Annotated in this window: 17 protein-coding genes; 5 read left to right on the top strand and 12 right to left on the bottom strand. The window is 61.2% G+C overall.

From position 1 onward, the window contains the following. Positions 1-29: 29 nt before the first annotated feature. Complete coding sequence (locus QRN46_RS27795) at positions 30-1,409, top strand: MFS transporter (protein ID WP_285358614.1); 1,380 nt, start codon at positions 30-32, stop codon at positions 1,407-1,409. A gap of 49 nt (positions 1,410-1,458) precedes the next feature. Here the strand turns inward: QRN46_RS27795 and QRN46_RS27790 are convergent, their stop codons facing one another. The 3 genes from QRN46_RS27790 to QRN46_RS27780 form a co-directional block, all read right to left on the bottom strand. Further along, complete coding sequence (locus tag QRN46_RS27790) at positions 1,459-2,412, bottom strand: adenosine deaminase (protein ID WP_285358612.1); 954 nt, start codon at positions 2,410-2,412, stop codon at positions 1,459-1,461. Positions 2,413-2,493: 81 nt separating this feature from the next. Beyond that, positions 2,494-3,459: an isopenicillin N synthase family dioxygenase gene (locus QRN46_RS27785; RefSeq protein WP_236197481.1), complete on the bottom strand. Its 966-nt coding sequence runs from the start codon at positions 3,457-3,459 to the stop codon at positions 2,494-2,496. Between the two features lie 57 nt (positions 3,460-3,516). Next, positions 3,517-4,590, bottom strand: a complete 1,074-nt coding sequence (locus QRN46_RS27780) for a BMP family ABC transporter substrate-binding protein (RefSeq protein WP_221615447.1) — start codon at positions 4,588-4,590, stop codon at positions 3,517-3,519. Positions 4,591-4,876: 286 nt separating this feature from the next. Here QRN46_RS27780 and QRN46_RS27775 point away from each other — a divergent pair, with 286 nt between their 5' ends. After that, on the top strand, positions 4,877-5,968 hold the full coding sequence (locus QRN46_RS27775) for a calcium:cation antiporter (RefSeq protein WP_221615446.1): 1,092 nt from the start codon (positions 4,877-4,879) through the stop codon (positions 5,966-5,968). Between the two features lie 137 nt (positions 5,969-6,105). Here QRN46_RS27775 and QRN46_RS27770 read toward each other — a convergent pair whose 3' ends face one another. The 3 genes from QRN46_RS27770 to QRN46_RS27760 form a co-directional block, all read right to left on the bottom strand. Beyond that, entirely contained in the window at positions 6,106-7,464 is a 1,359-nt protein-coding gene (locus tag QRN46_RS27770) for an 8-oxoguanine deaminase (RefSeq protein WP_285358607.1), read from the bottom strand. Positions 7,465-7,648: 184 nt separating this feature from the next. Further along, positions 7,649-8,344, bottom strand: a complete 696-nt coding sequence (locus QRN46_RS27765) for an SDR family oxidoreductase (RefSeq protein WP_074689711.1) — start codon at positions 8,342-8,344, stop codon at positions 7,649-7,651. A 27-nt stretch (positions 8,345-8,371) separates the two neighbouring features. Further along, complete coding sequence (locus tag QRN46_RS27760; protein ID WP_074689712.1) at positions 8,372-8,722, bottom strand: MerR family transcriptional regulator; 351 nt, start codon at positions 8,720-8,722, stop codon at positions 8,372-8,374. An 83-nt stretch (positions 8,723-8,805) separates the two neighbouring features. Here QRN46_RS27760 and QRN46_RS27755 point away from each other — a divergent pair, with 83 nt between their 5' ends. Further along, entirely contained in the window at positions 8,806-9,222 is a 417-nt protein-coding gene (locus QRN46_RS27755; RefSeq protein WP_201817357.1) for a hypothetical protein, read from the top strand. On the opposite strand, the gene QRN46_RS27750 is transcribed toward QRN46_RS27755, so the two are convergent. The 6 genes from QRN46_RS27750 to QRN46_RS27725 form a co-directional block, all read right to left on the bottom strand. Next, a complete protein-coding gene (locus QRN46_RS27750) occupies positions 9,219-10,145 on the bottom strand; it encodes an ABC transporter permease (RefSeq protein WP_201817359.1) in 927 nt (308 codons plus the stop codon). The genes QRN46_RS27755 and QRN46_RS27750 overlap by 4 nt on opposite strands. Continuing rightward, a complete protein-coding gene (locus QRN46_RS27745; RefSeq protein WP_210709645.1) occupies positions 10,145-11,251 on the bottom strand; it encodes an ABC transporter permease in 1,107 nt (368 codons plus the stop codon). The genes QRN46_RS27750 and QRN46_RS27745 overlap by 1 nt, the downstream gene beginning before the upstream one ends. 12 nt (positions 11,252-11,263) lie before the next feature. After that, positions 11,264-12,814, bottom strand: a complete 1,551-nt coding sequence (locus QRN46_RS27740; RefSeq protein WP_285358597.1) for an ABC transporter ATP-binding protein — start codon at positions 12,812-12,814, stop codon at positions 11,264-11,266. Positions 12,815-13,351: 537 nt separating this feature from the next. Beyond that, positions 13,352-13,933 carry an IMPACT family protein gene (locus tag QRN46_RS27735; RefSeq protein ID WP_221615440.1) on the bottom strand — a complete coding sequence of 194 codons (582 nt, stop codon included), beginning with the start codon at positions 13,931-13,933 and terminating at the stop codon, positions 13,352-13,354. A gap of 8 nt (positions 13,934-13,941) precedes the next feature. Beyond that, positions 13,942-14,592 (bottom strand): TetR/AcrR family transcriptional regulator, encoded by a 651-nt coding sequence (locus QRN46_RS27730; protein WP_011332324.1) that lies wholly within the window; start codon positions 14,590-14,592, stop codon positions 13,942-13,944. Between the two features lie 95 nt (positions 14,593-14,687). Next, a complete protein-coding gene (locus tag QRN46_RS27725) occupies positions 14,688-15,608 on the bottom strand; it encodes a LysR family transcriptional regulator (protein ID WP_007958517.1) in 921 nt (306 codons plus the stop codon). A gap of 139 nt (positions 15,609-15,747) precedes the next feature. Between QRN46_RS27725 and aptA the strand changes: the two genes are divergently transcribed. Together aptA and QRN46_RS27715 are read left to right on the top strand one after the other, a co-directional pair. Next, a complete protein-coding gene (gene aptA, locus QRN46_RS27720) occupies positions 15,748-17,097 on the top strand; it encodes an omega-aminotransferase AptA (RefSeq protein ID WP_011332325.1) in 1,350 nt (449 codons plus the stop codon). Positions 17,098-17,173: 76 nt separating this feature from the next. Further along, positions 17,174-18,667 (top strand): CoA-acylating methylmalonate-semialdehyde dehydrogenase, encoded by a 1,494-nt coding sequence (locus QRN46_RS27715; RefSeq protein WP_011332326.1) that lies wholly within the window; start codon positions 17,174-17,176, stop codon positions 18,665-18,667. The last annotated feature ends 144 nt before the right edge of the window (positions 18,668-18,811 follow it).

Raw genomic sequence — 18,811 nt, 5'->3', positions numbered from 1 at the left:
CCGGGGACTTTTCGGATTGAGGAGGTGGTATGGACACGGGAAACTTCAGCGCGGCAGATCGACTGGAGCGCCTGCCAGTCAGCGGTTATCACCGGATCATCTTCATCATCATCGCCCTGGCGTTTTTCTTCGACTCCATGGATCTGGCGATGATGACTTTCCTGCTCGGCTCGATCAAAGCCGAGTTCGGCCTGAGCAGTGCGCAGGCCGGCCTGCTGGCCAGTTCGAGTTTTTTCGGCATGGTGCTGGGGGCGTCGCTGTCCGGTCTGTTGGCTGATCGGTTCGGTCGCAAACCGGTGTTCCAGTGGAGCATCGTCCTGTGGGGGCTGGCCAGTTACCTGTGTTCCACGGCGCAGACGGTCGAGAGCCTGACGCTGTTTCGCATTCTGCTGGGAATCGGCATGGGCATGGAGTTTCCGATTGCCCAGTCGATGCTGTCGGAGTTGATCCCCGCCCAGCGTCGGGGTCGTTATATCGCGTTGATGGACGGTTTCTGGCCGCTGGGTTTTGTGGCTGCCGGGGTGCTGTCGTATTTCCTGCTGCCATTGATTGGCTGGCGCGACATCTTTCTGGTGCTGGCGGTGCCGGCGGTGTTCGTCCTGGCGATCCGCTTTTTCATTCCCGAGTCGCCGCGCTGGCTGGAACAGGCCGGCAAGCATGACGAGGCGGACAAGGTTTTACGCGGCATCGAGGCGCGGGTACAGGCCTCACTCGGTGGTGCCGCATTGCCGGAGCCGGTTCGCCTGCCGCGAAGCGTGACACCTCCGGGCCATTTCCTTTCGGCGCTCAAACAGATCTGGTCGCCGCTGTATCGCCAGCGCACGACGATGATCTGGAGCCTGTGGTTCTTCGCGTTGCTCGGTTTTTACGGCCTGACCTCGTGGCTCAGCGCGTTGCTGCAACAATCGGGTTTTGCCGTGACTCAGTCGGTGTATTACACCGTGCTGATTTCCCTCGGCGGGATTCCCGGCTTCCTGATGGCGGCCTGGCTGGTGGAGCGTTGGGGCCGCAAGCCGGTGTGCATCGTCACGTTGCTTGGCGGCGGGGTGATGGCGTTTCTGTACGGACAAAGCGCTGTGTTTGGCGGCAACGTGGCGCTGCTGATCGGTACTGGGCTGTTGATGCAGTTTTTCCTGTTCGGCATGTGGGCGGTGCTCTACACCTATACGCCGGAGCTGTATCCGACCTCGGCGCGAGCGACGGGCTCGGGGTTCGCCTCGGCCATTGGACGCGTAGGTTCTCTGCTCGGGCCATTGGTCACCGGGCTGGTGTTCCCGATCACCGGGCAGGGCGGGGTTTTTGCGCTGGGGGCATTGTGCTTTGCGATTGCGGCGGGGGTGGTGTGGCTGTTCGGGATGGAGACCCGGGGCAAGACGCTGGAAGAGTTGACTGAAGCGGTTGTGCGCTGAGAACTGAAAAGCCGTTCGAACACGGGTGTGTTCGAACGGCCTTGTGCTGTTACGGTTTCACCAACTGCGCATCCAGGCTGTTCTGCGCCAGGCGTTTGGCCTGATCCTGGGTCATGCCCAGATGTTCGTGCAGCGCATGGAAGTTCTCGGTGACATAACCGCCGAAGTACGCCGGGTCATCGGAGTTCACCGTGACCTTCACGCCACGCTCGAGCATGTCGAGGATATTGTGCTGGGACATGTGATCGAACACGCAGAGCTTGGTATTCGACAGCGGGCACACGGTCAGCGGGATCTGCTCGTCGATGATCCGCTGCATCAGACGCTCGTCTTCGATGGCGCGTACGCCATGGTCGATGCGCTGGATTTTCAGCAGGTCGATGGCTTCCCAGATGTACTCCGGCGGACCTTCTTCGCCAGCGTGAGCCACGGTCAGGAAACCTTCATGACGGGCACGGTCGAACACGCGCTGGAACTTGCTCGGCGGGTGGCCCATTTCGGAACTGTCCAGACCTACCGCAACAAACGCATCACGGAACGGCAGCGCCTGGTCGAGGGTTTTCTGTGCTTCTTCCTCGCTCAGATGGCGCAGGAAGCTCAGGATCAAACCGCTGGTGATGCCCAGTTGCTGCTCGCCATCCTTCAGCGCGGCGGCGATGCCGTTGAGCACCACTTCAAACGGGATGCCACGGTCGGTGTGGGTCTGCGGATCGAAGAACGGCTCGGTGTGAATCACGTTCTGTTCTTTGCAGCGCAGCAGATAGGCCCAGGTCAGGTCGTAGAAATCCTGGGAGGTGCGCAGCACGTCGGCGCCCTGGTAATACAGGTCGAGGAATTCCTGCAGGTTGTTGAAGGCGTAAGCCTTGCGCAGGGTTTCGACGTCGCTCCACGGCAGGGCGATCTTGTTGCGTTCGGCCAGGGCGAACAGCAGCTCGGGCTCCAGCGAGCCTTCGAGGTGCAGGTGCAGTTCGGCCTTGGGCAGGGCGTTGAGCCAGTCGTACATATTCTTTTCTCATCAGGTGCAATGGCGAGCATTCTACAGATGCCCGCCGAAACAATTGGCAAAACCTGACCAACCGATCCATCACACCGCTTCCTGCTCCCGTCGATAGGCGTAGGTATCGGCGAAGCGCGACAGCAGGAATTCGGCGCAGGTGGTGGTCGGATATTTCGCCGGATGCTGTGCGTCCTGGCAACCGGGCAGGCACTCGATACGGGTGTCCGGGTGCGGTTCGGCGAAGAACGGCATCGAGTAGCGATCCACCCCGAGCGGGCTGATCACCCGGTGCGGGGTCGAGCGATAACGGTCGTTGCTCCAGCGCGCCATCATGTCGCCGAGGTTGACCACGAAGGTGCCGTCGATGGGCGGTGCGTCGATCCACTGGCCTTTGACGTTTTTCACCTGCAAGCCGCCGGCCGCGTCCTGATACAGCAGCGTGATGCAGCCGTAATCGGTGTGCGCGCCCGCACCTTGCTGTTCGGCGGAACTGGCGGTGTGGCGCGGCGGGTAGTGGATCATCCGCAGCACGCTGACCGGCTCGTTGAAGCGCGTGTCGAAGAAGTCGCGTTCGATGCCCAGCGCTAACGTCATGGCGCGCAGCAGGGTTTGCGCGAGCGCTTGCATGTCGAGGTAGTGCTGTTCCATCAACGTTTCCCAGCCGGGAATGGCAGGATGACGGTTGGGGCCACGCAAGGGTTTTGCTGCCAGCACCTCGGGATGATCGGCCGGCAGATGCAGGCCCATGTCGAAGGTTTCCTTGAGGTCGCTGGGTTTGTCCGGGTCGAGCTGTTCGGTGGCGATGGCCCCGTAGCCGCGGTGATGACGGGTCTGGGTGATGTCGATCCTGAGCTTTTCTGCTTCCGGCAGCGCGAAGAAGCGTTGCGCGTGATCGAGCAGGGATGCAATGCGCTGCGCAGAAATCGGATGCCCCTTGATGTAGAAGAAGCCCCATTCGCGGCAGGCGTGGTCGATCTGTTCGGCGACGGCCGGCCAGGCGTTCTGGTCGTCGGAGTAGAGCGGCGAGATGTCGATGATCGGAAGTTGGTTCATTTCGAATGCTCGTTAGCGACCGCTCCGATGCAGAGGGAGCGGTCAGGGGCAGGTGGATTACTTCGGCATCTCGGCCTTCATGCCTTCGACGTAGTAATTCATCGACGCCAGTTCGGCGTTGGTGGCGCTGACCCCCGCCGGGATTTTCTCGGCCCCGGCCTGATCCTTGATCGGCCCGGTGAACGGTTGCAGGGTGCCGCTCTTGATGTCAGCGATGATCTGCTCGGCTTCGGCCTTCACCGGTGCCGGCACCAGATCGCTGATCGGCAGTTCGACTGTGCCTTCCTTCAACCCGCCCCAGTAGTCCTGGGATTTCCAGTTGTGGTCGATCACGCTCTGGGTCGCCTGAATGTAGTGCGGCGCCCAGTCGTTGACGATCGAAGTCAGCACCGCTTTCGGGCCGAAGTGCGCCATGTCCGAAGCGTAGCCCACGGCATACACACCGCGTCGCTCGGCAGCCTGGATCGGCGCCGGGCTGTCGGTGTGCTGGAACACCACGTCCACGCCCTGATCAATCAGCGCGTTGGCCGCGTCGGCCTCTTTGCCCGGGTCGAACCACGAGTTGACCCACACCACTTTGATTTCGGTGCCGGGGTTGTACTTGTTCAAGGCCAGTTGAATGGCGTTGATGTCACGGATCACTTCCGGGATCGGGAACGAGGCGACGTAGCCGATTTTTTTGCTCTTGGTCATCTTCGCCGCGAGGAAACCACCGACGTAACGGCCCTCGTAGGTACGCGCGAGATAGGTGCCGAGGTTCTTGTCCTGCTTGTAGCCGGTGGCGTGTTCGAAGGTCACCTTGGGAAACTGCTTGGCGACTTTCACCGTCGGGTTCATGTAGCCGAACGAGGTGGTGAAGATCAGGTCGTAATTGTCCTTGGCCATGTTGCGGATCACCCGCTCGGCATCCGCGCCCTCGGCGACGTTTTCCACATAGTTGGTGGTGATCTGTGTGCCGAGTTTTTCCGCCAGCGCCTTGCGTCCCTGTTCATGCTGATACGTCCAGCCGTGGTCGCCGATGGGGCCGATGTAGACGAAGCCGACTTTCAGTGGATCGGCGGCACTGGCGCTCAGGCTGAGGCCAAGGCCCATGGCGATGCACAGCAGTGTTTGCAGTGGACGTTTTTGCATGAACGCGTACTCCCTTTTGTTGTGTGTGGGGAGGGCAATGCAAAAGGCTGACCAAGCGGACAACAATCTGGCTTGAAACCGAGGCGCGCCCATCGCGGGCAAGCCCGCTCCCACAAAACGCCGCGATCCCTGTGGGAGCGGGCTTGCCCGCGAAGAGGCCGTAAAGGCCAATAAAAGTGCAGGCGTAGATAAAGCTGCCATCCACTGGTGCGCTAAGGTGTAACGAACCATTAGCGCCGCCCCGCAGTCAGTAGCTCATTCGCACTCTTCGGTAAAAAGGCCCGCCATGCTCACCATCCTCAAGCAAGAAAGTTTTCTGCTGCTGGCCGTTATCGCCACCTGTGTTGCGTATCCACTGGAGCACTGGTTGCTGCACAGCGGCCAGATCGTTGCGCTGACGGCCGGGCTGGTGCTGATCGCCTTTATCGTCGCCGCCTCGATGCGCGTCGCCCATCAGGCCGAACTGCTCGCGGAAAAAGTCGGCGACCCGTACGGCACGATGATCCTGACCCTCGCCGCCGTGCTGGTGGAAGTGGTGATCCTGGCGATCATGATGAGCAACGAAGCCTCGCCGACGCTGGTGCGCGACACGATTTATTCGGCGGTGATGCTCGACATCAACGGCATCCTCGGCCTCGCCGCGCTGATGGGCGGGATCAAGCATGGCGAGCAGTCCTACAACGACGATTCGGCCCGCAGTTACAGCGTGATGATTCTCACCGCCATGGGCGTGTCGATGGTGGTGCCGGAGTTCATTCCCGAGGCCAACTGGAAAATCTATTCGGCCTTCACCATCGGCGCGATGGTGGTGCTTTATGCGTTGTTCCTGCGCATGCAGGTCGGGCCGCACAGCTACTTTTTCAGCTACAGCTACCCGGACAAACGCCGCAAGAAAGAGCCGGTGGAACAAGAGCCGAAACCGGTCAGCCTGGCGCTGTCGATCGGCATTCTGGTGTTCGGTGTGGTGGTGATCGGCGCACTGGCCGAGGTGATGTCCAAGACCCTCGATCTGGGCCTGGAAGGGACGGGCGCACCACCGGTGATCACGGCGATTCTGGTGGCAGCGATTTCCGCGGCGCCGGAGATTCTGACCGCGTTGCGCGCGGCGTTGGCCAACCGTATGCAGTCGGTGGTCAACATTGCGATGGGGGCTTCGTTGTCGACGGTGATCCTGACGGTGCCGGTGATGGAGGCGATGGCGCTCTACACCGGGCAGCCGTTTCAGATGGCGATGACGCCGGTGCAGACGGTGATGATCTTCATCACGCTGATCGTCAGCGCGATCAACCTCAATGACGGGGAGACCAATGCCATCGAGGGCATGACCCACTTTGTGCTGTTTGCGACGTTCATCATGTTGTCGCTGCTTGGGTTGTAATTGATCGTTGACCGATCGTTCCCACGCTCCGCGTGGGAATGCATACCGGGACGCTCTGCGTCCCAACGTCGGACGCAGAGCGTCCATGGCTGCATTCCCACGCAGAGCGTGGGAACGATCAGAGACTTCCGCTTGGATCAGGTACCGGCAATCAACTGCCGAGCCGCCTGGCTGTGATCGGCAATCAGGCCTTTGAGATCCAGACCTTCAACCTGCCCGTCAACCACACGCCACTTGCCGCCGACCATCACCCGATCCGCCCGGTCCGCGCCGCACAACAGCAGCGCCGAAATCGGGTCATGGCTGCCGGAGAAGCGCAGTTCATCGAGCTTGAACAACGCCAGATCCGCCTGCTTGCCGACCGCCAGTTCACCGATGTCGGTGCGACCCAGCAGGCTCGCCGAACCCTTGGTCGCCCAGCCCAGCACACGTTCCGGAGTGATCTTCTCGGCGCCGTAACGCAAGCGCTGGATGTACAGGGCCTGACGCGCTTCGAGGATCATGTTCGACGCATCGTTGGACGCCGAGCCATCCACACCGAGACCGAACAACGCGCCGGCATCGGTCAGTTCGATGCTCGGGCAGATGCCGGACGCCAGACGCATGTTCGAGCTCGGGCAATGACAGATACCGGTGCCCGCCGCGCCGAGACGGGCGATTTCGTCGGGGTTGAAATGGATGCCGTGGGCCAGCCACGTGCGCGGGCCGAGCCAGCCGACGCTGTCCAGATAATCCACCGTGCGCAGGCCGAAGCGTTGCAGGCAGAAGTCTTCTTCGTCGAGGGTTTCGGCGAGGTGAGTGTGCAGGCGCACATCGAGTTTGTTCGCCAGTTCGGCGCTGGCGGACATGATTTCCGGGGTCACCGAGAACGGCGAGCACGGCGCCAGAGCGATCTGGATCTGCGCGCCGTCGCCACGTTCGTGGTACTCGTGAATCAGACGCTGACTGTCGTCGAGAATTACTTGGCCTTCCTGCACGGTCTGTTGTGGCGGCAGACCGCCGTCCTTCTCGCCGAGGCTCATCGAACCACGGGTGAGCATGGCGCGCATGCCCAGTTCACGCACGGTTTCGACTTGCACGTCGATGGCGTTTTCCAGGCCATCCGGGAACAGGTAATGGTGATCGGCAGCGGTGGTGCACCCCGACAACAGCAACTCGGCCAGTGCGACTTTGCTGGCGAGGGCAAGTTTTTCAGGCGTCAGGCGCGCCCAAACCGGATACAGGGTTTTCAGCCACGGGAACAACGGCTGATTGACCACCGGCGCCCAGGCGCGGGTCAGGGTCTGATAGAAGTGGTGATGGGTATTGATCAGGCCCGGAAGGATCACGTGCTCACGGGCATCGAACACTTGATTGCATGGGGTCGATGGCTGCTGACCGGCGCCGAGCACTTCGGTGATCACACCGTCTTGCAGCACCAGACCGCCACGGGCATCGAGACCGTTGGCCGTGAAAATGGCGAGGGGATTTTTTAACCAGGTACGGGTCGCAGGCATTGTGGCCGGCTCCTCTGAAAGTGGGGTTCAGGGTTGCCAGCTCAGTGTTGCCCTGTCTGCTGATCCAGGGTCGCCGCGAGGGGCGAGGTGCGGAGTTTCGAACAAAATGTTGCGACGGGCAAGCCCAACCCGACCAGACACCGGCATAACCCTGCGGAGGCAAGCCCCCCACAGGGTCCAGTGATTACCAGGGAATGGTTTCACCCTTGTAGTTCACGAAGTGATGGCCGCCCTTGCCGGCGAACGCATCCACCTGATCCACCAGGCCACGGGTGCTGGTCTCCACGTCGATGTCGGCACCTTCACCGCCCATGTCGGTTTTCACCCAGCCCGGATGCAGCGACAGCACCGTAAGTTTCTGCTCGCCCAACTGCGTGACGAAGCTGTTGGTCATCGAGTTCAGCGCCGCTTTGCTTGCCTTGTACAGCGCCAGTTCCGGCGCGTCGGGCATGGTCACGCTGCCGAGCACCGAACTCATGAACGCCAGCACGCCACTGCCGTCGCGGATCTGCCCGACAAAGCGCTGGGCCAGATTGATCGGTGCCACCGCGTTGGTGAAGAACAACTGACCGACTTCCGCCAGCGTCGCGCCGCCCGGGGTCTGCACTTCGGGGCCTTTGACCCCGGCGTTGACGAACAGCAGGTCGAAGGTCTGGCCCTTGAGCTTCTGGCTCAGGGCGATCACCGCTTGCTGGTCGTCCATGTCGAGTTTTTCGATCTGCACGTTGCCCAGAGCTTCGAGAGCCTCGGCATTGGAAGGATTGCGAACCGTGGCGGTGACTTGCCAGCCGTCGGCCAGCAGGGTTTTCACCAGTCCCAGGCCCAGGCCCCGGGAGGCGCCGATGATCAGTGCGTGCTTGGCAGGATTAAGTGCGGACATGACGGGCTTTCCTTGAAAGTTGAAAGATCACGGGTTCAATGGACAGCGTTGACCGAGCCGATGCTGCAATTCGAGGCGCAGCTCGCCGAGTTCGGCCATGCGGGTTTCGACCAGCTTGAGTTTGTCTTGCAGCAGTTGCGTGACGGTGGTGTCAGGATTTGGCGATTGCCACAGCGCGCCAACGCTGCTGCCGATCTCGCCGAGAGTAAAGCCCAGACGCTGCGCCGTTTTGATGTAGAGCACCAATTGCACCATCTCCGGCGGATAGTCGCGATAACCGTTGGCGCTGCGTTGCGCCGCGATCAATCCGCGCTCCTCGTAAAAACGCAGCGTGTCACGGCTGACATCGCAGGCCTGGGCCAACTCACCGATGCGCATCTTGCAGGTCTCGAAAGTGTTTGACCCTGGAGCATACTCCAGGCTTTACCGTGGTTGCTCCCTGAATTTTCGGAGCAAGGATGATGTGGACTTCAACGCAGTATCGGCAGGTGGTGCGCGGCAGCGCCTGGTATGACTTGATCGTGACGGCGGCGTTTGTCACACCGTGGAGTTTTGCTGTGTTGCACGGGTTGCTGACGGCGCTGAGTCAGGCGCTGGAGCTGCCCGGCGAGCTGCCGCCGTTCGAACCTGCGCATCTGTTGATCGCCAATTTGTTCGGTTCGGTGGTGTGCATGTGGGCGGTGCTGCGGATTCGTGATCCGCAGCCGGTTTATGGGCGCTATGACGCGGTGACGCGATTTCTGTTCGCCGCGTGGATGACGTATGCCGTGGCCCACGGCGCCAGTTTGTTGGTGGTGGGATTCCTGGTTCTCGAAGTGGCATGGGGCATTGCTCAGGCGTTGCCGGTTCGGTCGCTGTCGCGAGCCGTAACGGCTTAGTGCCCGGCCTGCCACGGCTGCCCCAGTGATACCGGCGCATACAGCCGTGTACGCACTGCATCGCGCGACAACAGCACCAGCACCAGAATGGTCGCGACGTACGGCAACATCGCCAGCAGACTCGAAGGAATCGCCAGCCCCAACCCCTGCGCCACCAGGTGCAGGATGCTGGCGAGTCCGAACAGATACGCGCCGAGCAGCAACCTCCATACCCGCCAACTGGCGAACACCACCAGCGCCAGGGCAATCCAGCCGCGTCCGGCGGTCATGTTCTCGGCCCACATCGGCGTGTAAGCCAGCGACAGATATGCCCCGGCCAAACCGGCCATCGCCCCGCCGAACAATACCGCCAGTGTGCGCACGGTCAGCACCGGCAAACCCATGGCACTCGCCGCATCCGGGTTCTCGCCGACCGCTTGAATGATCAGCCCGACACGGCTTTTCACGATCACCCACGCCACCAGCGCGAACAGCGCGAACGACAGGTACACCAGCAGATCCTGGGCAAACAGCATGCGGCCGATCAGCGGGATTTCACTCAAGAATGGAATCGCCAACGGCTCGAATCCCGCCAGCGGTTTGCCGACCCACGCCGCGCCGACAAAGGTCGACAGGCCGACGCCGAAAATCGTCAGCGCCAGCCCGGTCGCCACCTGATTGGCGTTGAACACCAGCGCCACCAGAGCAAACAGCGACGACAACAGCATCCCGGCGAGCATCGCCAGCGCCACACCGAGCCACAGGTTGCCACTGTTGAACGCGACGATGAAACCGATCACCGCGCCAAACAGCATCATGCCTTCCTGACCGAGGTTGAGTACGCCGCTCTTCTCGCAGATCAGTTCGCCCAGTGCTACCAAGAGCAGTGGCGTACCGCAGCGCACCATGGCGTAGAAAATATTGCTCAGCAGATCGATATCCATCACAGCGCTCCGGCGGTTACGGCGGTGGTAGAAGTGCGCCGCACCCAGCGCAGGTTCAGGCGTGGCCGATAGAGGATCAGCACGTCACAGGCCAGCAGGAAAAACAGCATCATTCCCTGGAATAACTGAGTGATCGCCTGCGGCAGATTCAGCGTCATCTGCGCGCTCTCGCCACCGATGTACAGCAGTGCCATCAACAGGCTGGAAAACAGAATGCCGATCGGATTGAGTCTGCCGAGAAACGCGACGGTGATCGCCGCATAGCCGTAGCCCGGCGAGACCTGCGGCACCAGTTGGCCGATCGGTCCGGTGACTTCGCAGACACCGGCCAGTCCCGCCAATCCTCCGCTGATCAGCAGTGCGAGCCAGATCAGACGCTTCTCGCGAAACCCGACAAACCCTGCCGCACGCTTGTCCAGGCCCAGCACCTTGATCTGGAAGCCGACGAAGCTTTTCTGCAGCAACACCCACACCGCGACCAGCGCGAGCAAGGCGAAATACACGCCGATGTGTGCCCGACCGTCCTCCATCAACAGCGGCAGGCGGCTGGCGTCGCTGAACATTGCCGATTCGGGAAAATTGAATCCGGCCGGATCTTTCAGCGGCCCGTGTACGCAGAACAGCAGCAGGTTCAGCGCGATGTAATTGAGCATGATGCTGGTGAGGATTTCGTTGGCGTTGAAGCGGGTACGCAACCAGGCGGTGAGCCCGGCCCACGCGGCGCCGGCAAACGTGCCGGTGAGCAGGATCAGTACCAGCGCCCAACGGCTTTGCAGATCGATGATGTTCACCGCCAGCGCACTGCCGGCCAGGGCGCCGAGCAGCAACTGGCCTTCGGCGCCGATGTTCCAGATCCGCGCCTGATAGGCCACTGCGAGGCCCAGCGCACAAAGCAGAATCGGCAAGGTTTTGACCAGCAGCTCGGAGACGCCATACAGGTCGCTGACCGGGGCAATCAATAACGTGTGCAGGGTTTTCAGCGGGTCGTGACCGAGGGCGATGAACAGCAACGATCCGCAGACCAGCGTCAGCACCGCCGCCAGCACCGGCGAGCACCACAGCATCAGGCGTGATTGCCGGCCACGGGGTTCGAGGGAAAGCAACATGGGAAAACTCCGTTAAACCGTGGCCGGTTGTGATTGAGGGGTGTCGAACTGGCCGGCCATCCAGCCGCCGACGTCGCTGAGGCGGGTTTGCGCCGTGTCCTGCAACGCCGACAGGCGCCCGCCGCACAGCGCGCCGAGGCGGTCGCTGATCTGGAACAGTTCGTCGAGGTCTTCAGAGATCACCAGAATCGCCGCCCCGGCATCGCGCAGGGCAATCAGCGCGCGGTGAATGGTGGCCGCCGCGCCGACATCCACGCCCCAGGTCGGGTGCGCGGCGATCAGCAGTTTCGGTTGTTGGAGGATTTCCCGGCCGAGGATGAATTTCTGCAGGTTGCCGCCGGACAGGCTGCGGGCGGCGGTCTGGGTGTCCGGGGTTTTCACGCCGAAGCGCTGGATGATCGTTTGTGCCAGGGCTTCGACCTTGCCGCGCTCGATCAAGCCGTGGCTGACCAGGCCTTGTTGAAAGGCGGTGAGCAGGGCGTTGTCCGCCAGGCTCATGTCCGGCACCGCGCCATGCCCGAGGCGTTCGGCGGGGACGAAGGCCAGGCCGAGTTTGCGTCGCGCATCCGGGCGCTGATCGGCGACGGCGTGTTCTCGGAAGCGGATGGTTTTCGCTGTGTCGCGATGCAGTGTCTGTTCGCCGCTGAGCAAAGCCAGTAATTCGTCCTGACCGTTGCCCGCCACGCCGGCAATGCCGACGATTTCACCGCTGCGCACCTGTAGATCGATGTCGCTCAGGGAGCAGCCGAAGGGGTCCGGGTTGTGCCAGTTCAGACCGTTGACCTGCAGAAACGCCGCGCCACCGGTGACCTTTGTAAAGTCGCCGATCAAGGTCGCGGCGTCACCCACCATCAATTGCGCCAGTTGCCGATCAGTGCAGTCGGCCGGTACGCAATGCCCGGCCACTCGCCCACCACGCAGCACCGTGGCGCTGTGGCACAAGGCGCGCACCTCGCCGAGTTTGTGGCTGATGAACAGAATGCTGCAGCCCTCGGCCGCGAGTCGGCGCAGGGTGATGAACAACTCGTCGGCTTCCTGCGGCGTGAGCACCGAGGTCGGCTCATCGAGAATCAGCAGGCGAATGTCCTGCATCAGGCAACGCACGATCTCGACCCGTTGCCGCTCGCCGATCGACAGGCTGTGGACAAGTCGCTGGGGTTCCAGCGCCATGCCATATCGGCGCGACACTTCACGGATTTTCGCCTCAAGCTGTTTCGGCGAACCGGCCGCTGCACCCATCGCCAATGCAATGTTCTGCGCCACGCTCAAGGTCTCGAACAGCGAGAAATGCTGGAACACCATGCCGATGCCCAACTGCCGCGCCTGGGCCGGGTTGCGCATGTTCACCGATTGGCCCTGCCAGAGCATCTCGCCTGAATCGGCCTGGGTGACGCCGTAGATGATCTTCATCAACGTGCTTTTACCTGCACCGTTTTCACCGAGCAGCGCGTGGATTTCACCGCGGCCGATGCTCAGGTCGATGGCGTCATTGGCAAGGCAACCGGGATAACGTTTGCTGATTTGGCGCAGTTGCAGCTGCGGTGTGGACGTGGGGTTTGGCATGACAGGCTCGGGTCGCTTGGAGTTGTGCCTGTGGATAAAGCAATTTCCTGGCCATTGAGTCAGGAACGCAGGCGGCTGCTGTTTGCCAGCCTTCGGCGCAGAGCCTGTGAATCGAATTCGTTTGCCTGCACGGCACCACTTGGGGGCAAAGCCTCTGATCAGGCTCCAGTTTTGCCCGCATCCGACTGATCAAAAAACGAGCAACCCCGTCGAAGCCATGCAGAACCTGCGACTGCGCGAGGCATGAACGGCTTATCCACAGGTTGCTCCACAGTATTTGTGCGCAAGACAAAATCCCGGGCATAAGCACCGCCGGGCTTTCTTCCAAAGGCGATAAAAGACGCTAAGCGATTGTTTTTACGTGAAATTGTTTGTTGTGATGAGCGATTGGACGAAAAGTGAACAAATCCCGCAAAGCCACGTGACAGAAGGGTTACAGCCTCCTGTGCTCAGGTTATCCACAGCCGGGTGCACAGCGGATGTGGGCAAGTCACGGGTATAAGCAAATCGGCTTGTGCCCTAAAACATGGCGGGGCTTCAACGCTGTAGCAGGATTCGCCCACGGCTCAGATCGGCCAACTGAGTTTGCAACAACTCGATGTGCGCTTCGCCCACGGCCAGTTGCAACTCGACACCATTGGCGGTGAAGTTTTCCTCGACCACCAATCCGCCCAGATCCGCGACCCGCAGCTTCACCAGCGCCAGTTCGCCAAAGGCGCAGGCGCAATGCACGGGCACGCGACTGATCAACTCGATCTTCGGCGCTGCTTGCAGGCATTTGTTGGCGCCGCCGCCATAGGCCCGGGCCAGACCGCCGGTGCCCAGTTGAATGCCGCCGTACCAGCGGATCACCAGCACCGCGACCTGATCGCAGTCCTGCGCTTCGATGGCCGCGAGGATCGGCCGCCCGGCAGTGCCACCGGGTTCACCGTCGTCGTTGCTGCGGTACTGATCGCCGAGTTTCCAGGCCCAGCAATTGTGCGAAGCGTTCAAGTCGCTGTGCTGCTCGATGAAGGCTTGCGCCTCAGCGGGGCTGGTGATCGGCGCGGCGAAGGTGATGAAGCGGCTTTTGCGAATCTCTTCGCGGAATTCGCAAAAGCCGCTGAGGGTGAATGGCATAAAACGACTTATATAGAAGAAGTGAGGCCGCAGCCTTTGAGGATGATGCGGATCAGGTTGTTGCCGGCGTCTTCCATATCCTGTTTGGTCAACTTGCTGCGACCGGTCACCCGGCAGATCTGGGTGGCGAAGTCGGCGTAATGCTGGGTGCTGCCCCACAACAGGAAGATCAGGTGCACCGGGTCGACCGGGTCCATCTTGCCCGCGTCGATCCAGGCCTGGAACACGCCGGCGCGGCCCTGGAACCAGGCGCGGTAATCCTGATTGAAATATTCGGTCAGGCATTCGCCGCCGCTGATCACTTCCATCGCGAAGATCCGCGACGCTTGCGGCTGGCGACGGGAGAATTCCATTTTCGCGCGGATGTAGCGGGTCAGCGCTTCGGCCGGATCGTCCTCGGCCGTCAGGGTATTGAAGGTGCTGTCCCACAATTGAAGGATGTTGCTCAGCACCGCCACGTACAACCCGAGCTTGTTGGTGAAGTAGTAATGCAGGTTCGCCTTGGGCAGTCCGGCCTTGGTGGCGATGGTGTTCATGCTTGTGCCTTTGTACCCGTGACGGGCGAACTCGTCTTCGGCGGCTTTGATGATGGTCTCTTCGTTCTTCTGACGAATGCGGCTGGCGGGTTTGCCGCCGTGGGCTGGGACTTCAAAGGTCATAGGCACTTCCGGGTTTGTCTGTGGGGTGCAACCAGTTGCGTTGATAGCGCAACCACCGGCGCGGGACAAGCCCCGGGCGAATAAAACCCCGGTCGTCAGCGGGTGGCGGCGAGGCTTTCGAGAAAACTTTCCAGTACCAGATGAGGGCGACGGCCCTTGCGGGTAACCGAGGCAAGGCTCAAATCATAGAAGCGGGTACTGGCCTTGAGCGCGCGCAAGCGACCTTGTTGAACCCAGAGACTGGCATAGTGATCCGGCAAATAGCCGATGTAACGCCCGGTCAGAATCAGGAACGCCATGCCTTCACGGTCGGATGCGCTGGCGGTGCAATTGAGCGCCTGATAGTGCGCCTGGATCTCCGCTGGCAAACGGAAGGTCGGGGCGATGGCGTCCTGGCTGTTGAGGCGCTCGTCATCCAACTGTTTATCGTCAACGTAAAACAACGGATGACCAACTGCGCAGTAGAGCAACGAGCGCTCGCTGTACAACGGCTGATATTCCAGTCCCGACAATGCGCTGGCCTGCGGCACCACGCCGACATGCAGGCGGCCGTCGAGCACACCTTGTTCGACTTCGTTGGGGGCGATCATGCGGATCTGGATTTGCACGTCTGGCCCGCGTTCCTTCAATTGGGCCAATGCGTGGGTGATGCGCATGTGGGGCAGGGTGACGAGGTTGTCAGTCAGGCCGATGATCAACTCGCCGCGCAAGTGCTGGTGCAGGCCATTGACCTCGGTGCGGAAACTTTCCAGTGCACTTAGTAGCTGCAACGCCGATTGATAGACCTCGCGGCCTTCTTCGGTCAGGGAGAAACCGGCGCGCCCGCGTTGGCACAGACGCAGGCCGAGACGTTGTTCCAGATCACTCATCTGCTGGCTGATCGCCGAGCGACCGATGCCGAGTACGGTTTCCGCCGCCGAGAAGCCACCGCACTCCACCACGCTGCGAAAAATCCGCAGCAGGCGAATGTCAAAGTCACTGACCTGGGCCAGCGGATCGGGGCGGCGGCTGCTCATACTGTTGTTCTCATTGTTTAGCAGAGTTCTAACTGAAGGTTAGAAGAGTTGAATTTCAACGACTTTATCCCCGTGGCAATTTAGCTGCAACAACGCTTTCTATCGCTCCGAAGCTTATTGCCCTGCGAGGTTTTGCCCGATGAACATGCCTGAAAACGCGCCGTCGCCACTGGCCAGCCAACTGAAGCTGGACGCGCACTGGATGCCGTACACCGCCAACCGCAACTTCCAGCGCGACCCGCGCCTGATCGTTGGTGCCGAAGGCAGCTGGCTGATCGACGACAAGGGCCGCAAGGTGTACGACTCGCTGTCCGGTCTGTGGACCTGCGGCGCCGGGCATACCCGCAAGGAAATCCAGGAAGCGGTGGCCAAACAGTTGGGCACCCTCGATTACTCGCCGGGCTTCCAGTACGGCCACCCGCTGTCGTTCCAGCTGGCGGAGAAAATCACCGACCTGACGCCGGGCAACCTGAATCACGTGTTCTTCACCGACTCCGGTTCCGAGTGCGCCGATACCGCGGTGAAAATGGTCCGTGCTTACTGGCGCCTGAAAGGCCAGTCGACCAAGACCAAGATGATCGGCCGCGCCCGTGGCTATCACGGTGTGAACATCGCCGGCACCAGCCTTGGCGGCGTCAACGGCAACCGCAAGCTGTTCGGTCAGGCGATGATGGATGTCGATCACCTGCCGCACACTTTGCTGGCGAGCAATGCTTTCTCCCGTGGCATGCCGGAGCAGGGTGGTATCGCCCTGGCCGATGAGCTGCTGAAGCTGATCGAACTGCACGATGCGTCGAACATCGCAGCGGTGTTCGTTGAGCCTATGGCGGGTTCCGCTGGCGTGCTGGTTCCACCACAGGGCTACCTCAAGCGTCTGCGTGAAATCTGCGATCAACACAACATCCTGCTGGTGTTCGACGAAGTGATCACCGGCTTCGGCCGTACCGGCACCATGTTCGGCGCCACCACCTTCGGCGTGACCCCGGACCTGATGTGCATCGCCAAGCAAGTCACCAACGGCGCGATCCCTATGGGCGCGGTGATTGCCAGCTCCGAGATCTACCAGACCTTCATGAACCAGCCGACCCCGGAATACGCCGTTGAATTCCCGCACGGCTACACCTACTCGGCACACCCGGTGGCTTGCGCCGCGGGCCTGGCGGCACTCGACCTGCTGCAAAAGGAAAACCTGGTGCAGAGCGTGGCCGAAGTCGCACCGCATTTCGAAAATGCCCTGCATGGTCTGAAAGGCGCGAAGAACGTCATCGACATTCGTAACTTCGGCCTGGCCGGTGCGATCCAGATTGCGGGCCGTGACGGCGACGCCATCGTGCGTCCGTTCGAAGCCGGTATGGCGCTGTGGAAAGCCGGGTTCTACGTGCGCTTCGGTGGCGACACCCTGCAGTTCGGCCCAACCTTCAACAGCAAGCCGCAGGACCTTGATCGTCTGTTCGACGCGGTCGGCGAAGTGCTGAACAAGCTCGACTGATTTTCCTTCTATATAGATAAGCCAATGGCAGGCGCCCCTTGCGGGCGTCTGCGCACAAGAATTCAGGAGTTCCCCGATGAGCGTTATCCCGCATTTGATCAATGGCGAACTGGTGACCGAGAACGGTCGCGCGGTCGATGTGTTCAACCCGTCCACCGGTCAGGCTATCCACAAGCTGCCGCTGGCCAGCCGCGAAACCATCCAGCACGCCATCGATGCCGCCAAGGCTGCGTTCCCGGCCTGGCGCAATACGCCACCGGCCAAACGTGCCCAGGTGATGTTCCGTTTCAAGCAACTGCTGGAGCAGAACGAAGCACGCATCGCGCAGTTGATCAGCGAAGAACACGGCAAGACCCTGGAAGATGCTGCCGGTGAACTGAAGCGCGGTATCGAGAACGTCGAGTTCGCCTGCGCAGCGCCGGAAATCCTCAAGGGCGAGTACAGCCGCAACGTCGGCCCGAACATCGATGCGTGGTCGGACTTCCAGCCGCTGGGCGTGGTGGCCGGCATTACGCCGTTCAACTTCCCGGCGATGGTGCCGCTGTGGATGTATCCGTTGGCGATCGTCTGCGGCAACTGCTTCATCCTCAAACCCTCCGAGCGTGATCCGAGCTCGACCCTGCTGATCGCACAACTGTTGCTGGAAGCCGGTCTGCCGAAAGGCGTGCTGAGCGTCGTGCACGGTGACAAGACTGCGGTAGACGCGCTGATCGAAGCGCCGGAAGTCAAAGCGCTGAGCTTTGTGGGTTCGACACCGATTGCCGAGTACATCTATGCGGAAGGCACCAAACGCGGCAAGCGCGTGCAGGCCTTGGGCGGCGCGAAGAACCACGCGGTGCTGATGCCGGATGCGGATCTGGACAACGCAGTCAGCGCGCTGATGGGCGCGGCTTACGGTTCCTGCGGCGAACGCTGCATGGCGATTTCGGTGGCCGTGTGTGTGGGCGATCAGGTGGCGGACGCACTGGTGGCCAAACTGGTTCCTCAGATCAAGGCGCTGAAAATCGGTGCCGGCACTTCGTGTGGTCTGGACATGGGGCCTCTGGTGACCGGTCAGGCGCGCGACAAGGTCAGCGGTTATGTGGAGGACGGCGTGGCGGCGGGTGCGACCTTGGTGGTCGACGGTCGTGGTCTGAGCGTTGCCGGTCATGAAGAAGGTTTCTTCCTGGGTGGCTGCCTGTTCGACAACGTCACTCCTGAAATGCGCATCTATAAAGAAGAGATCTTCGGGCCGGTGCTGTGCGTCGTCCGGGTGAACAGCCTGGAAGAGGCGATGCAGCTGATCAACGATCACGAATACGGCAACGGCACCTGCATCTTTACCCGTGACGGTGAAGCGGCGCGTCTGTTCTGCGACGAGATCGAAGTCGGCATGGTCGGGGTCAACGTTCCATTGCCGGTGCCGGTGGCTTACCACAGCTTCGGCGGCTGGAAGCGTTCGTTGTTCGGCGACTTGCATGCCTACGGTCCGGATGGCGTGCGCTTTTACACCCGTCGCAAGGCGATCACCCAGCGCTGGCCGCAGCGTGCGAGCCATGAGGCTTCGCAGTTTGCATTCCCTAGCTTGTAAGTAGAAAGGCAGTGCAAAGAAGGCCGACCTTTCAAGGTCGGCCTTCGCGTTTCAGGGCTTTTTTGACCGATATGACAGAATTGTGAAAATAAGGGTTGACGGCAGATTCTGAGTCTCTATAATTCGCCCCACTTCCGGCGCAGT

It is taken from the genome of Pseudomonas sp. lyk4-R2A-10, assembly GCF_030209075.1.
Taxonomy (GTDB): Bacteria; Pseudomonadota; Gammaproteobacteria; order Pseudomonadales; family Pseudomonadaceae; genus Aquipseudomonas; species Aquipseudomonas glycinae.
The sequence above is the reverse complement of the archived record's forward strand: the minus strand, read 5'-3'. Positions and strand labels throughout refer to the sequence as shown.